Source organism: Novipirellula sp. (assembly GCF_041583735.1).
Classification (GTDB): domain Bacteria; phylum Planctomycetota; class Planctomycetia; order Pirellulales; family Pirellulaceae; genus Novipirellula.
Genome location: NZ_JBFHFD010000143.1, coordinates 1 through 15,694, shown reverse-complemented (window position 1 = coordinate 15,694; position 15,694 = coordinate 1). Strand labels below are relative to the sequence as shown.

Genomic DNA, 15,694 nt, shown 5'->3' with positions numbered 1-15,694 from the left:
CCTCGCCGTGGACAGATTGATCGCAACCAGGTGATGTCCGCTACAATGAATGCGACCTGACGATCGGTCGTCACCCATTGCCCCAAGAGAAGTTGCATGAACTGGTTGGATCGCATCCCCTTGTTGCTTTTTCTGGTGGCGGCATTGACCGTAGGGTTGGCTCCGTTTGTTCCCGAGCCTCATCTCTGGGAAAAGTTGAAAATGCTCGCAAGCGGAACGCTCAAGCGGCCGATCGACATTTTCGACTTGTTGCTCCATGCGACGCCGTGGTTGTTGTTGATCGCGAAAGTGGTTCGGATGCTAAGTGCGGAAAAGAGATAGTTGAGACGATGAAAATTTGGTTTATTTCCGACACGCACAACGAGCATTTGGGACTGGACGTTCCCGACGTCGATGTGGTCGTCCATTGCGGCGACGAATCGACCGATGGAAATGCGATAACAAACGAACCCGAAGCAAGACGGTTCTTCGATTGGTACTCGGGATTGAACATCGCGACCAAGGTGTTCGTGCCTGGCAATCATTCGACCGCAGTCGCACAAGGTCTGATACGCTCAAATGACTATCCTGACATTCGTTTTCTGATTCATGAATCGATGCAGTGCAACGGAATCAAATTGTTCGGTTCGCCCTACACGCCTCGATTTCACGATTGGGCTTACATGAAGAAGCGGAGCCAGTTGGATCTCGTTTGGAAAGCGGTTCCCGATGACGTCGATATCTTGATCACGCACGGTCCGCCCAAGGGAGTCTTGGATCTTACGCACGACATGGATACAAAGGCGTTAATCCAGGTCGGTTGCATGGCCTTGCGTCACCACGTTGAAAATCGGATCAAGCCAAAAATTCACGCCTTCGGACACCTGCACGACGAACGAGGTATCAGTAACTACGGCATTTTCACTCGCGGTGCGACGCAGTTCATCAATTGTTCATGCTGTAACCTTTCCGCGATACTGAAGAACAACGGCTTCGTCATCGAGTTTTGATTGAAATAGAAACGCCCGCGACGGATCGCTCCGCCGCGGACGTTTCGCGTATTGCGCACTAGGCGACGATTCGCGTCACCACGCCCGAGCCGACGGTCTTCCCGCCTTCACGGATGGCGAAGTGGTCGCCGTCGCTAATCGCGATCGGTTGCTTTAGTGCGATGCTAAGACGAACACCGTCACCCGGCATCGCCATTTGTATTCCGTCCATCACCGACGCACTGCCGGTCACGTTCGTGGTTCGGAAGAAGAACTGTGGCGCATATCCGTCAAAAAACGGAGTGTGACGTCCGCCCTCCTCCTTCTTCAGCACGTAAACTTCCGCCTCGAACTGATGATGCGGAGTAACGCTGCCGGCTTTCGCCAACACTTGCCCCTTCGTGATCGCGGTGTGGGCGGTTTTACGAAGTAGCACGCCAACATTGTCACCGGCATTGCCCGCTTCCAAGACCTCGCCGAACGACTCGACTTGTGTGATAACGTCGTGATTAGTCTCGCTAGCCAAACCAACGATTTCGACTTTGTCACCCGCTCGCACGACTCCTTGCTCGATCTTACCCGACACGACCGTGCCGCGACCGGCAATCGAGTAGACATTTTCGATCGGCATCAAGAACGGTTTATCAATCAATCGCAGCGGATCAGGAATCGAGCGATCGAGTGCGTCCAGCAACTGCTCGATGCATGCAATCGAGTCGCGATGAGTGGGATTATCATGAGCCAGCTTTGCTGATCCATGAATCACATGCACTTCGTCGCCGATGTATCCGTACTGTGTTAGCATTTCTCGCAAATCTAGTTCAACCAACTCGAGCAATTCGGGGTCCTTGACGAGATCGCACTTATTCATGAACACGACCAGGTGAGGCACTCCGACCTGACGCGCGAGCAACAAGTGTTCGCGCGTTTGCGGCATCGGACCATCGGCAGCCGAAACCAACAACACTGCGCCGTCCATCTGGGCCGCGCCCGTGATCATGTTCTTGATGTAATCGGCGTGCCCGGGACAGTCGATATGTGCGTACCGTCGAGACTCGGTTTCGTACTTGACGTGCGAAGCGATCACAGTGACGGTCTTGTTCTTGTCACGAACAATCCCGCCCTTGGCGATGGATTCGTAGGACTTGTATTTCGCCAAGCCCTTTTCGGCTTGAACACGCAAAATCGCGGACGTCAGCGTCGTCTTGCCGTGATCGATGTGACCGATCGTGCCGACGTTGACCGAGACCTTTTGGGTCATTTGCTTTTGAACCATAGCTCGCAAACTCCTCTTTCAAAGGAAACGTATCGCCCCAGTCGCCAACCACCGAGGTGAGCAGCCTCGGCAGCCATTTCGCTCGCACGAGCGCCAGATGATTGGGAACGAAGAAACAGAAAACGGTTGGGGCATTGCCCTTGTTAATTAGCCCTGCAAGGTAACACGATGCATTCGAGGTTCGGCCCTCGCGAGTCCCTCACCCCGGCAGGCGGGACCCGGCAAGACAGTGCGTTACTAGGCAGGAGCCCGGAATCAAGCCACAAAAAAAGCCCGCCAAGTGAATCACCGGGCGGGCTATGTGGATCGATTTGAAATTCAATTATTCTCACGACGCACCTTTCCCGCTCTCGCCCTCCAAAGACGAGTTGGATGTTGATGTTGTGAATGTGTTCATCGCAGAATCCAGTGACAGTGGTTTGAAACACAGACACTCATCGTTGAGTTGGGTTCGCGATGAAGTCTGCGAACCTTCCACGCATTGCCGAACTCCTCTGCACTTGCTGCATTGCTCGTGCCTGTGAACGAGTTGCAACCTACAAGATGTAGAGAAGCGTAATGAGAAAACCTGGCAACGGTTCGGACCGTTCAAGAGACGAGACCGATCCCGGGTGCGGACTTGATTGAATTGTCAGTCGTCGATGGCTGGAAATGCGTCACGAAGAACGGCGAATGTGCGGTAGGTTCCCCAGCGATTTACTGCGAAAACGACTCGTTCCTGCCCGTCAAAGCAGAATTCGAATTCTTGCGAAGGTCATCGTTGAACACAATGGATGATCGCGAGGGTTTCCGACTGCGAACCGTGAATCTGCAGGGACAGATTTCCCAGGGACTTTTGCTTCGTCCCGAAATTCTCGGCCGACCGTACCTGCTTGGCGAAGATGTCACTGACGACCTTAAGATCGTCAGATACGAGCCGCCCATTCCGGCGTGCCTGGGTGGCGAGGTCGTGGGATCGTTTCCTTCGTTCATTTCCAAAACGGATGAGGAACGCATTCACCACGCTCGCTGGTGATCGGCAGGCGTTCTCCCGTGATGTTGGCAACACCCGCATGTCATACCGATGAGAACCCCACTTGGGATCATGAGAGCTGATATGATGTTCGGGAACTCATTCGATTCCTTGACGTGGGACGATCATGCTGGAATTCAAAACGCTTCAAACCGCGATTCATGCTAAAGATACCGCCGCCGTGGTTCAGACGCTGTCGAATTGCGACGAGGATGACCGTGATGTTGCGAGAGAATCGCTGGCCATCTTGCTATTCGCCTTGGGTATCGACTCGCTGTTTGTTCGGTTGCTTGAAACCAACGTCACACCCGAAGACCCCCGGATCGAGCAAAAGCGTCAGATCGACGGCATCGTCCCGATGTCATCACGAAAGCGCGACTATGATCACGATCTCCATTACATCGCTTGGCTGGCAAGCTATGGTGTCGCCCCGGAATCATCGTTCCGGCGGTTCGTCTGCACCCCCGATTACGAAGCCGAGTCGGCACAGATCATGGCGGATCGCCGACCGGAATGGGGTGCCACCTGGATCGACCATATCACCGAGCTCGACGACGATGGTGCTTCCGCCGGACTGACCGCGGCGTTCTGGTGCCGGCTGTATCAACACGGTCTGATTCAAACGGTAAAACAAGACTGGATCCAGAACGTCTTTATTCAACAACTTCCGCATGCCTTTCAAAGTGCTTGCGAGGCAACGCAAACCGTCCTGCGTGACGTCGAAGCAGCAAGGAATGTGATCTACGAGCTTCCCAGGTGGCCCTACCAACTCTCGGTAGCCAAACAGTGGATCCCCATCATCGAGTGGATGGCGCAGGCAGATCTACTTGATCACAAAGCCATTCTAACGATGTTTGCCGCAACGCTTCATGAACCACTAAACCAAACCGAGCGTAACGGCTGCGTCATTCTATCCAAAGCGATCATCAAACCCATCGCCAAAACGAATCCTAAAATCATTTCCGAACTTCAAACCAGTTGGATTGGCCTACTTGCGGATCCGCAGGCGGCGGTCGCCGGCTTTGCCCTCGAGCAACTCATCACGTTAGAGAAACACGGTTTACTGGACGCCGAGCGCGCCGTCCCCGAAATCCCCGTCATCTTTCAGCTCAAACCCAAAGGACACGCATTAAAAGCGGTGCAGTTGTTGAACCGCATTGCCAGCGATAGCAGTCATCGTGAACAGGCAATCGAAGGTCTCTGCGAAGCGATCACACATGCGAACAAAGACGTCCAGTCCGCTGCCTTGGACGCGATCGCCGAGCGAATCACACCAGCGGACGAATCGGTCATCGAAAAGCTGCAACATTGCGAAGCGATGGTGGCGGCAACGCTAAAACCCAAACTACTGCAACTGATTGCCACGCGTTCCCCGGACTCCGAACCTCCATCGACAATCGCGGTGCTCGATAGCCAGGCCCCCGATGACCTCGACGAATTGCGACAACGAGCAACCCAACTCGCCCCTGCAATCGCGCACCGTTTTCAAATCGATGAAGCTCTTCAATCCGCTGCCCAAAACCGCTGGGAAGCTTGCGACCCTTGGCAAATGACGGAGCTTTGCATCACCAATATCCGAGCCCCCATCGAACCCATCGATTCCATCGATACGTTAATCGAAGCGGCATCCCAGGCAGTCGAGCACTGCGATTGTGGTGACACCCCCGATCAAATGGTCGATGCGATTGTTCGCCTGCATGCGGACCGTAATGACCACTTTGACGCTAAGACCGATTCGCTGCGTTCCAGGGCCTGCGCCCACATTTTTGACCGTCCCAATCGTGGCGTGGTCGGAGGCATCCTGGGTGACGCCTTCTCGGATTTGATCGCCGCTTGGCTGGGCGAGCCCCCCGACGACGACGATGATGACATGGTCATCCCCGAGCGTTACCCGATGGGCATATTTCTACGACAACTGGCCGATCGTGTTCGCTCGGGAACCACTTATCCGTTGCTGTCAACGCCGACACACCAAGGTGGCTGGATCGCTCCGGTGACATGGGTTCATCGACTTCGGCATATTGATAGCGAACAAATCGATTTTATCGAAGACGACCTGACTCGCAGCATGTTGCGTATCGCTCCCGACGGACGTCACGAAGCATGGCGACTGGCTTCGAGTTCCGAAACACCGCTGTCGCCACGATTTCTAAAGCTTGCCCAGTTCGTGCTCGACATGAAGACGGCGAACACCGACCTGGCGTTGGACGATACTTGGCCGCTGCAAGTTTGGATCGTCGCAATACGTGCTCGCGATCCTGGGGTGGATTTGGGCGACTATCTTCCCGACGGCGAACGGGCGCAGGTCCCCGACGAAATATGGCATTTGCCGGATGTCTTTCAGCCGGCGAATTACCAGTGGTCCGTCGTCGCGGCGAAAGACAAGCGGTATCAACGCGGTCTGGTTCATAGCAGCCCGATGCCCGGTGATCAGCCGAGCGATGCCTCGGATGAGACAAACTTTTTGTCTCAAATTTTGGGCGACGCTCCGCTGGAAGACAACTTCGAAAATCTATTTCAACAGATGACGACCGGACAAATTCATCAATTCAATGACGCGGGATTCTACACTGCAAAACTGAATCAACTTCACAGCTATCCCGCTCCAGCCTACGTCTATCCCTACTTGGCCACCCATTGGCCGGCGAAACTGACATGGTATTGGGCCTTGGCCAGCCACGCGCTGTCACAGCGAGTAAACAGCGGTCCATCGGTCGAAGAGCGGTATGATCACTACTTGCTGCCACTGCTAGCGACGGACCAATCCGTTGAACGGATGGCCGCTCGCGCGTTATGGATTGCGACCACCAGCAAGGACGCGAATGCCAAATCGATGGCAAACGAAGTCTGGATCGCCATCATTGCCGAAGATCGCTGCAATGTCGAGACGATGACCGACGCTTGGCGGGACATCCTTGTAGGCGATTGGATGAAGATGAATCGCATTGCAGAATGTTTCGCCGAAGTCGCCGCAGTGTCGAACCAGCATGCGCTGCTGATTGCCTTGTTAATTGAGTCTTTTCTTTCCACCCACGACTTGGGTAGTGACCTGCCACGCGACACCGCCAAGCTGCTCGAAATCCTTGACGAGTGCAACGAACGATTGGGCAGAAAAGTCGGCGAGTCGACGGAACCGGTGTTAAAGACAATCAAAAGCGGAAAGGCAAAAAGTTTTGCAAAGTCGCTACTTGCCCGAAACGACGTCCCCGATGGACCGTGTCAGGCTGCGATCCTTGCGGCCTTGGACGCCCGAATATCGCGAGCCGAGCGGCACAGCAAAGTATGCTGAGCGGACGAAACGTAGCCTAGGCTTCCAGCCTGGGAATCACAGTAAACCCAGGCTGGAAGCCTAGGCTACGTCTAATCCAAAATCCTTCCGTAGTACAATCGACGCCCCTTGCAATCCTCGGTAAGCACGAAATCCTTCCCCACTAGACGCACTCGCTACCCCGGCGAATCCACCAAGATCCTGGCCGCCAAAATATGTTTGCACGGACCTCGCTGGCCTTGATGCCGTGTGTACCAGACACAGGTGCATCGATCGCCGTCACGGCGGATTCGCACAAATTGAGTCGCTGTGTTTCCAGCCACTTCGATGTCGTGGCCGTCGCTCGTCGAACTCACGATCCTGGCCTGGCCTGTGTCGATCAGCTTTCTCGCACTTTGCAGTCGTGGCTGATCACGCTCGGCCAGCGCGCCCCGAAAGGGAAGTTCGCGATGAAAGTAGTAGCCCGTGGTGGCATCGAAACCCGCGATCCCGCGAGTGGACAGGATTGCCAGACTTGCCGCTGCATCCTCGACACGACATCCAAGTTGGACCGCCAACTCGACCGGATGCAATTCGGATTGCCAGCCAAGCAGGTCGTACATCTCGTCCGCAATTTGAACGGCATGATCGCAGGTCAGTGTCTGCAACAATTGTCCTTCCCCCGAAAACCCTCGGTGCATCGCGGGACTTAACACAAACCAAAATCGTCCGACGTCCATGGAAACGGACACTGCGAACACGCCTGAATCTTCATCGCTCCACAACCCCACTTCGCGTGCCTGCAGCAACAGCGGCGCGAGCGGTTTGAGACGTTCGGCACCCCCGATCATTAGACTGCCGGGGGTTTGCCGTCGACTCAGTCTGACCGCCGGTCCACGCACAGTCAGATATTCGATGCCACGCGGCGCGGTGCCTAGGCTTTGAAGTAACCGCGACACAGAAACGGGATGCAACGTGTGCCGAAGCTTCAGTTTCGTCTGATAAGCCTGGACTTCGCTCAGCCCCTTGATCCAACGCCGTGGCAGTGGCACCTTTCGCTCGACCACTTCCGCCTCGCCCGTGCTCAGCACGACAGCCTCGTTTGAAATCGAAAGCCGCGTTTCATCGTGTCGCCCGACTTTGGACAACTGGCTGATCATCTCGGAATTGAAATCAACGTTCGTTGTCCCAAAGGTCTGTTCAGCATCTTGGAATGCACGCTGATCAAGGTCGACTCTGGTGTACACTCCGCAGCAACCACTAAATCCTTCCCAGCGAACCATCTTGGGACTGCTCGTGACGATGGGGTCACGTTGAGAGGGCCGTGCATCAAAGAAATGCGTTCGTACAATCCGGTTGAGCACAAGCAGCGATTGCGACACCAAATCAGGCCGCTGCAATCCGCCTTGAAAGAACATCGCGTGCCTGCAGTGGATCGCAGTGCCAGCAAGATTCCAGCATGAAGTATCCACCGCAGACGAAAACGGATACTGGTACGTGTACTCGATCGTCGATGCAGCCAACAGATTACTCCCTGATCCAACTGGCACCAGTGGATGGCCCGGCTGATCGAACAAGTGGGTTTGTGAAGGGGGCGGACGGAACCATTCGCTTCGGAGTCAATGCCGGTCCTTTACAAGTTCGATTCTAACAGGTCGCCAGGTCACGTGCTTTACGGAGCCGACATCTAGCCAAATTCACTATGATGAACGCGTTGCAATCATGAGCGTTTTGTCATGCTTTCACAGGGTGATTGACTCATCCCGCGACAGCCCGCCCGGTATCTTTTCAATCCCTGGCGGGTTGGCCGGAAAAAACATTTGGGGATACAATGTGTCGTCACTACTTTCTCGGGCTCTGGCCCGCGGTCGGAATTAGCAAAATTGCAGAGTGGCCGGGGATGTGCCAGTTGGTGGTGTTTAGCAGTGCGGTACCGGATCCGCCATACTCTGGATCTTCGCTCGAAAATTTGATTTGCCAATGAGTATGGATCGCGGGTGCAACCAGGGGTTCCGCCGAGGGACTCCAATGACAATCACGCCCCAAATTGACGAGCAGCAATCGATCGAGCTCGCCTTGCTCGTTCTGCGGGTTGTGCCAACGGATTAGCATACAGTCCGCATTGATCACCGCCCCCTGGATCATATTCTTGTCTTGCTTGGAAAACGTAGGGTCTTCGCTGCGAAGTCGCAGAAGGTCGCGATGTAACATTAAATCCTGACAATCTTCGCGACATTTTGACCAGTCCAATTTACAAGCTCGAAAGGTCGATTCGTCGGCCGGATCCGGCAACGCAATCACTCGGCCATCATGCCCAGCGATACGAGGGAATTGACGCAGTGATTCCCAGCGTCCTTCGCGCACCATTGTGGCCAACTCGACGTCGTGATCCGCAAAGAAGCGAAACGGAGTGTGGGTTCCGAATTCTTGCCCCATAAAAAACATGGGGGTTCCCGGTCCGAGCAACCACAGCGTGGTAAGTGCGCGGTAGGTTCCCGGTGACGTCAATTCGGGCAATCGCGAACCGTGTGCGGAATTCGCAACTTGATCATGATTCTGCAGATAGGTCACGAAACGCCAACCAGGAACGTGCCATGCCGGTGTCCCGCGCCAACGTTTTAGTTCATGCGAGTATTGTCCCTGGAACAGGTATCCCCAGCGAGTGGCCGAGACAAGTTCTTGAGCCGTCCCCGCGTAATCGGCGTAGTAGTATTCGGCATGCCCGGTTGCGGCGACGCGGCAAGCGTGATGAAAATCATCGTTCCATAATCCGTCCAAGCCGAAGCCGTTTTGGTCGACGCCTTCGACATGTCGAACGTCCTGAGTTTCATTTTCGGCAATCAAAACGATCTTGCGTTGTTCGCCCGATGCAGTGAATGCGGCACCGCGTGCCGCAGTGGAAAGATCCGCTAACAAATGCCGCGGCGAATCGTCATAGATGGTTTGGGTTGCATCCAATCGCAAACCATCCAAATGAAACTCGCGAATCCAATAGGCTGCATTTTCTGTAACAAACTGACGCACTCCCGCCGCCTGTTCGCCATCGTAATTGATGGCATCTCCCCATTCCGTCGGATGACGGTGGGAAACAAAATGGGGCGAGAAGGCGGCGGTATAATTCCCCGTGGGACCGAAATGGTTGTAGACGACATCCAAAATCACGGCCAAGCCGAGTTGATGAGCCGTATCGACAAAGTGCCGAAAATCGTCGGGCGAACCGTAAAGCCGCGTTGGTGCGTACCATTTCACACCATCATATCCCCAACCAAATTCACCGTCGAAATCCGCGACCGGCATGACCTCTAGCATCGTGATTCCCGTCTCAGCGAGAAAGGGAAGCTTGCTTTCCGCTGATCTCCAAGTGCCTGCGTCGGTAAAACATCCGATGTGCATTTCATAGATCACTTGTCCCGGCAGCTCCACGCCACGCCAAGCACCGTCATTCCAACGATAGGATTCGGGATCGACCACTTGGGATCCCGCGTGCACTCCGTCGGGCTGAAAACGCGATGCCGGATCGGGATAGTCGTAGTCATCGTCATCAAGTCGAAATGAATATCGTGCCCCATCGCCGATGCCTTCGCAAAAGGCGCTGAAGTGACCATTGCCTTCGCTTTCAAGCGGTATCAATTTGCCGGACTCACTCAGTTTCACACTCACTTGTTTTCGCATCGGCGCCCACACGCGAAAGTGGACACCGTTTTCGAGCACTTCCGCTCCGAGTGGCATACGACGTTTCAACTCAGTTTGCATTGAATGATTTCCGATTTGCAAAGTCCTAAAATCGTGCAACAGATCGTGACAACACCATCGCGTCACAGGCCGCGTGGCCATGCCAGATTGCTTAGCAAATTTGGTACCGGATTTGCATCAACGCCTGCCTTCGTTTTCCTCCTATCCCAGGGACATTCCATCCACGGAAGGCACATCCATGCCGCAAACCGCGACACAAACGGCATCCACTGCGACCGATCAATCAGCGACGGTCAACCGCTTGCCACGAGCGACGTATCGCATCCAATTGAGAAGCGATTTCGGATTCGAATCGCTTCAGCAGTTGGTTCCCTATTTGCGTGCATTGGGGATCAGCGATCTTTATTTATCGCCCCTTTTTCATGCTCGCGAGGACAGCCAACACGGTTACGACGTCGTTGATCATCGTCGAATCGAATCAGCGTTCGGCGACCACGAATCGCTTCGTCAACTCGCTGATGCAGCAGAACACGCGGGGATGGGAATCGTGTTGGACATCGTTCCCAACCATATGGGCATTAACGATCCCGACAATGCTCACTGGAATGATGTGCTCGAAAATGGACCAGCCGCTCGATCAGCAATCTTCTTTGACATCGACTGGAATCCGCCCGGCAGCGATTTTCCCAACCGCGTCTTGCTTCCATTTCTTGGGAAACCGTTTGGCGAGACACTCGAAGCAGCAGAATTGCAGGTTCGGCGGGAACCCGACGGATTCACGCTCCAATATTTCAATCGCCGGTTCCCGCTGACGCCCGCAAGTTGGGCGGTGATTCTCGAGCATGCCGCCGCAGCCTTGCCACAGTCCGTCGATCGTCAAACGCAAGAGGAACTGTACAGTATCGTCACGCAACTACAGCGGTTGAGCCAGCAAACAAGCACCATCGAAGAACGTTATCGCGAACAATCAGTTGCCCGACGCCGGCTGACACAGCTGCAACGCAACGAATCCGCAGTGGTCGCCGCGATCGAGGATGCCATCAAAGAAATCAACGGAACGGTGGGCGAACCACGTAGTTTTGACGCCTTGGAAGCGCTGCTGAATCAACAGTACTACCGTTTGGCGTTCTGGCAAGTCGCCGTGGACGAAATCAATTACCGACGATTTTTTGACATCAATGATTTAGCAGCCATCCGAGTCGAAGAACCCGCCGTGTTTGATGCGGTTCATTCGCTGACGTTTGATTTGATGAAACGTGGGATCGTGACCGGATTACGTGTGGATCACCCCGATGGATTGCTCGATCCAGCCGAGTATTTCAAGGACTTGCAGACTGCGTTCAAAAAGTCGAAACCAAATTCTGAAAATCGCGATCTGTGGGTCGTTGCTGAAAAAATCCTATCCGGCGACGAATCGTTACCCGAAGACTGGGAGATCAGTGGGACGACAGGTTATGAATTTTTGAATCAATTGTCGGGCGTGTTAGTGGATCCCAATGGCGTCTCGAAGCTGCAATCGTTTTACCACGCGTTAACCCAAGCACCGGAACATCCACGCGATGTCGCTTATCAGGGCAAGATGACGATCTTACATGACGCGATGGCGAGTGAGGTTTTCGTGCTTGCTTCGCATCTATTCCGGCTAGCCAGAGCCGATCGTCGTTCCTGCGATTTCACACATCCAGTGTTAACGCGTGCACTCCAGGAATGGATCGCCTGTTTCTCGGTATACCGCACCTACACACGTCCTGTTGGGTGGGATGTGGGCAGTGAAGACAATGGTCGCATCCGCGACGCGATCCGTTGGGCAAAAATCCGCAATCCCACGATGTCACGCGCGGCGCTCGATTTCCTCGCACGCGTCTTGCTGTTGGAATTCCCGGTCGATCTTAGTGAGCAATTAAAATCGCGATGGCGTGCTCTGGCGGTTCGGTTGCAGCAAGTGACCGGGCCTGTGACCGCCAAAGGAATCGAAGACACGGCGTTTTACCGCTATTATCCGCTGGTGTCGCTCAACGAAGTCGGAGCCGAGCTTGGATCGTCCGGCAGCACGACCGAAGACTTCCACCGCCACATGCAGCGCCGCGTGACCGATTGGCCACGCAGTTTATCGACCACCGCCACCCACGACGCAAAACGGGGCGAAGACGTCCGCGCACGCTTGCACGTGCTGTCGGAAATCCCCGAACGCTATCAGCAAGACTTTCGGCGGTGGGATGCGGAGGTCAAGCCGCTCGTTAGATGTCATGATGAGAAAGAGGTGCCCGATGTCAATTCAAGGTATTTGATTCACCAAACCCTGCTGGGGACTTGGCCCATCGATCCAAACAGCGACGGGACCGGAACGAAGATCTGGGAACACTACACTCAGCGAATGTTGGCCTATTTCAAGAAGGCATTTCGCGAAGCCAAACAGCAGACGTCGTGGCGATTGCCATCGGAGTCATTTGAATCCGCGATCGATACGTTTGTGACCGAAATCCTGTCCGATCGCGAACATGATCGATTCCACCTAATCGATACGCTCGCTCGCCAAATCGCGGGTCCCGGGTATGTGAATTCGCTGAGCCAATTGATCTTGAAGGCGACGCTTCCGGGAATTCCTGATTTCTATCAAGGCAACGAGTTCTGGGATTTTCACCTCGTCGATCCTGATAACCGTCAAGCGGTTGATTTCGAAACACGAACCGTCGTGCTGCGTGAAGTTCGATCGCAATACAGCACGGGCCCGCTCGAGCTTGTTCGTTCGCTACGCAGCGGATTTAGCAACGAACTGAAATTGTTCACCACGTCGCGGGCGTTGCACACGCGTCAGCAACATTGGGCTGCGTTTGCGTCGGGGGACTATTGTCCACTGCTGACCAGCGGCGGGTTTGCAGAGAACGTTATCGCATTTTCTCGGCGATACCAAGATCGTTTGGTGGTCGTCGTGGTGCCGCGATTGCCTCAGCAATTTCTGCAATCCGATTCTCCGGTCGTGTCATTGGATCCGTGGTTGGCGTCGGCTTGGGCCGACACGACCGTCATGTTGCCTAGCGATTCACGGGTACCGCTGCGTGATACGTTTACGGATCAAATTTTCAATGTGACAGCCGATAAAAATGGCGGCGGACATCTGCGATTGAGCAAAGTGTTTGGTGAGTTTCCTTTTGGCATTTTAACGAACTAGGAAGATGATGCAGCCTCTACGTGTATGGCCGGGACGTCCTTATCCATTGGGTGCGACATGGGACGGACGCGGCGTCAATTTTGCTCTCTACAGCGAGAACGCAACCAAGGTAGAACTGTGTTTGTTCGACGATGTGGGCGATAAAAAGGAATCACACCGATATGTGATGGCAGAACATACCGACATGGTTTGGCACATCTATCTGCCGGATGCTCGCCCCGGTCAATTGTACGGTTATCGAGTCGATGGTCCGTACGAGCCCGAAAAAGGGCACCGGTTCAATGCCAACAAGCTACTGCTTGATCCGTATGCCAAGGTGATCGGTCGACTGCCGAAGTGGACCGACGCGATGTACGGTTATTTGGTGGGGGACGAACACCAAGACCTATCGTTCAGCCCGGTCAATAATGCAGCCGATGCCCCATTGGCGATGGTGGTCGATGAGGCGTTTACTTGGGGAGATCATCGGTTTCCTCAGATCCCGTCTCACCAGTTGGTAATTTACGAATTGCACGTGAAGGGTTTCTCGAAGCTCAACAAAGCCATACACGAACCGCATCGCGGCACCTATGCCGGACTCGGGTCGCACGAGTCGATCCGCTATTTGAAAGACCTAGGGGTTAACGCGGTCGAGTTGTTACCGATTCAAGTCCACAGCGATGATCGTTATTTGCAAGAGAATGGGTTGGTGAATTATTGGGGGTATAACACAATGGGGTTCTTTGCCCCCGATTCGCGGTATGCGGCGACCGATGAACCACTCGAAGTGATCCGTGAATTCAAAACGATGGTGCGAAACCTACATGATGCGGACATCGAGGTGATCCTTGACGTGGTTTACAACCATACATTTGAAGGGAATCAAATGGGACCGACGACTTCGTTTCGCGGCATCGACAACGCGGCCTACTATCGTTTGGTTGCCGATGATCAACGCTATTACATGGATTACACCGGATGCGGGAACACGTTGAACGTTCGCAATCCGCGAGTGCTGCAGTTCATCATGGATAGTTTGCGGTACTGGGTGACGCATATGCACGTGGACGGGTTTCGCTTTGATCTGGCGAGCACCTTAGCGAGAGAACTCCACGAAGTGGACAAGCTTGGTGCGTTTTTTGACATCATTCACCAAGATCCTGTGCTATCGCAAGTCAAATTGATTGCCGAGCCGTGGGATCTCGGCGAAGGGGGCTATCAAGTCGGCAATTTTCCGGTGGGATGGTCCGAATGGAACGGACGTTATCGGGATTGTGTTCGACGTTTTTGGAAAGGCGATGGAGGATTGGCGTCGGAGTTTGCGACGCGGATCACCGGATCGAGCGATTTGTACCAGTGGAATGGCCGTCGCCCCCATGCCAGCGTAAATTTTGTAACGTGTCACGACGGGTTCACGCTAAACGATTTGGTTTCATACAACCATAAGCACAACGAAGCCAACAAAGAGGACAACCGAGACGGAGCCGATCACAACGACAGCTGGAACTGCGGCGAGGAAGGCCCCAGCAAAGACGAAGCGGTCGTGCATCTGCGAGAGAAAAAGAAGCGAGCAATTTTGGCAACACTTTTATTGTCGCAAGGCGTTCCGATGTTGTTAAGCGGGGATGAATGCAGTCATACACAACACGGCAACAACAACGCCTATTGCCAAGACAACGAATTAACTTGGCTGGATTGGTCTTCGGATGAATCAAAAGATCAACTTCGTGAATTTGTGCAACAGGTCATTACGCTTCGCAGATCGCAACCGGTCTTCCATCGCCGGCGTTTCTTTCACGGACAAGCGATTCGCGGATTGGATAGTCTGGATGTCACCTGGTTGGACCCCGATGGCGAAGAGATGAGTGATGCCACTTGGAACGATCCGAGCGTCCGTTGTCTGGGCGTCCATTTTTGTGGTGGCAAGATCGACGTCGATGAATATGGCGAGCCAATCGTCGGTGACCATATTTTGATGCTGTTCAACGCCGACCACACGCAGGAGGTTGAATTCCGGTTACCCAAACTGGCAGCCGGCAAATCTTGGCAACGCGTGTTCGACACCGCACTGTTCGATGAAAACGGGACCGATATTTTGCAACACACCTACACCCTTAAAACATGCTCGCTGGTCGTGTTGAAGAGCCCAGTGGAAACGGATTAAGAATAGAAATCGCCCCAGTGCTATGCCCGACAACCGCCGATGACGGAAGGCGTAATAGTTCGGCAAGAAAACGACGGCATTGCCGTTCTGTAGCTACGCTGCTCCGAAAACGGCATCCGGTAATTTGCTGGGTGCGGGCAGACCGATAGCGATGGCTCTTATGGACAAGGCCTTAAATATCGGCTT

At 54.1% G+C, this 15,694-nt stretch carries 9 protein-coding genes; 6 read left to right on the top strand and 3 right to left on the bottom strand.

Going from position 1 to position 15,694, the window contains the following annotated elements:
• Nucleotides 1-96 precede the first annotated feature (96 nt).
• Together ABX962_RS12995 and ABX962_RS12990 are read left to right on the top strand one after the other, a co-directional pair.
• Nucleotides 97-321: a hypothetical protein gene (locus ABX962_RS12995; protein WP_372720027.1), complete on the top strand. Its 225-nt coding sequence runs from the start codon at nt 97-99 to the stop codon at nt 319-321.
• An 8-nt stretch (nt 322-329) separates the two neighbouring features.
• Nucleotides 330-989, top strand: coding sequence for a metallophosphoesterase (locus tag ABX962_RS12990; protein WP_372720025.1), 660 nt, complete (start codon nt 330-332; stop codon nt 987-989).
• Nucleotides 990-1,047: 58 nt separating this feature from the next.
• On the opposite strand, the gene tuf is transcribed toward ABX962_RS12990, so the two are convergent.
• Nucleotides 1,048-2,244, bottom strand: coding sequence for an elongation factor Tu (gene tuf, locus ABX962_RS12985; RefSeq protein WP_372720023.1), 1,197 nt, complete (start codon nt 2,242-2,244; stop codon nt 1,048-1,050).
• Between the two features lie 568 nt (nt 2,245-2,812).
• Here tuf and ABX962_RS12980 point away from each other — a divergent pair.
• Together ABX962_RS12980 and ABX962_RS12975 are read left to right on the top strand one after the other, a co-directional pair.
• Nucleotides 2,813-3,259: a hypothetical protein gene (locus ABX962_RS12980; protein ID WP_372720029.1), complete on the top strand. Its 447-nt coding sequence runs from the start codon at nt 2,813-2,815 to the stop codon at nt 3,257-3,259.
• Nucleotides 3,260-3,383: 124 nt separating this feature from the next.
• On the top strand, nt 3,384-6,545 hold the full coding sequence (locus ABX962_RS12975) for a DUF6493 family protein (protein WP_372720021.1): 3,162 nt from the start codon (nt 3,384-3,386) through the stop codon (nt 6,543-6,545).
• 155 nt (nt 6,546-6,700) lie between these two features.
• Here the strand turns inward: ABX962_RS12975 and ABX962_RS12970 are convergent, their stop codons facing one another.
• A complete protein-coding gene (locus tag ABX962_RS12970; protein WP_372720019.1) occupies nt 6,701-8,026 on the bottom strand; it encodes a hypothetical protein in 1,326 nt (441 codons plus the stop codon).
• A gap of 319 nt (nt 8,027-8,345) precedes the next feature.
• Entirely contained in the window at nt 8,346-10,256 is a 1,911-nt protein-coding gene (gene treZ, locus ABX962_RS12965) for a malto-oligosyltrehalose trehalohydrolase (protein WP_372720017.1), read from the bottom strand.
• Between the two features lie 178 nt (nt 10,257-10,434).
• On the opposite strand from treZ, the gene treY reads away from it, so the two are divergent.
• Nucleotides 10,435-13,365, top strand: coding sequence for a malto-oligosyltrehalose synthase (gene treY / locus ABX962_RS12960; RefSeq protein WP_372720015.1), 2,931 nt, complete (start codon nt 10,435-10,437; stop codon nt 13,363-13,365).
• A gap of 4 nt (nt 13,366-13,369) precedes the next feature.
• Nucleotides 13,370-15,508, top strand: a complete 2,139-nt coding sequence (gene glgX / locus ABX962_RS12955; protein WP_372720013.1) for a glycogen debranching protein GlgX — start codon at nt 13,370-13,372, stop codon at nt 15,506-15,508.
• The last annotated feature ends 186 nt before the right edge of the window (nt 15,509-15,694 follow it).

Excerpts from the sequence above, each read along its gene's own strand:
- glgX (WP_372720013.1), top strand. The coding sequence starts at position 13,370 with ATGATGCAGCCTCTACGTGTATGGCCGGGACGTCCTTATCCATTGGGT.
- tuf (WP_372720023.1), bottom strand. The coding sequence starts at position 2,244 with ATGGTTCAAAAGCAAATGACCCAAAAGGTCTCGGTCAACGTCGGCACG.
- ABX962_RS12995 (WP_372720027.1), top strand. The coding sequence starts at position 97 with ATGAACTGGTTGGATCGCATCCCCTTGTTGCTTTTTCTGGTGGCGGCA.
- ABX962_RS12975 (WP_372720021.1), top strand. The coding sequence starts at position 3,384 with ATGCTGGAATTCAAAACGCTTCAAACCGCGATTCATGCTAAAGATACC.
- ABX962_RS12990 (WP_372720025.1), top strand. The coding sequence starts at position 330 with ATGAAAATTTGGTTTATTTCCGACACGCACAACGAGCATTTGGGACTG.
- treZ (WP_372720017.1), bottom strand. The coding sequence starts at position 10,256 with ATGCAAACTGAGTTGAAACGTCGTATGCCACTCGGAGCGGAAGTGCTC.
- treY (WP_372720015.1), top strand. The coding sequence starts at position 10,435 with ATGCCGCAAACCGCGACACAAACGGCATCCACTGCGACCGATCAATCA.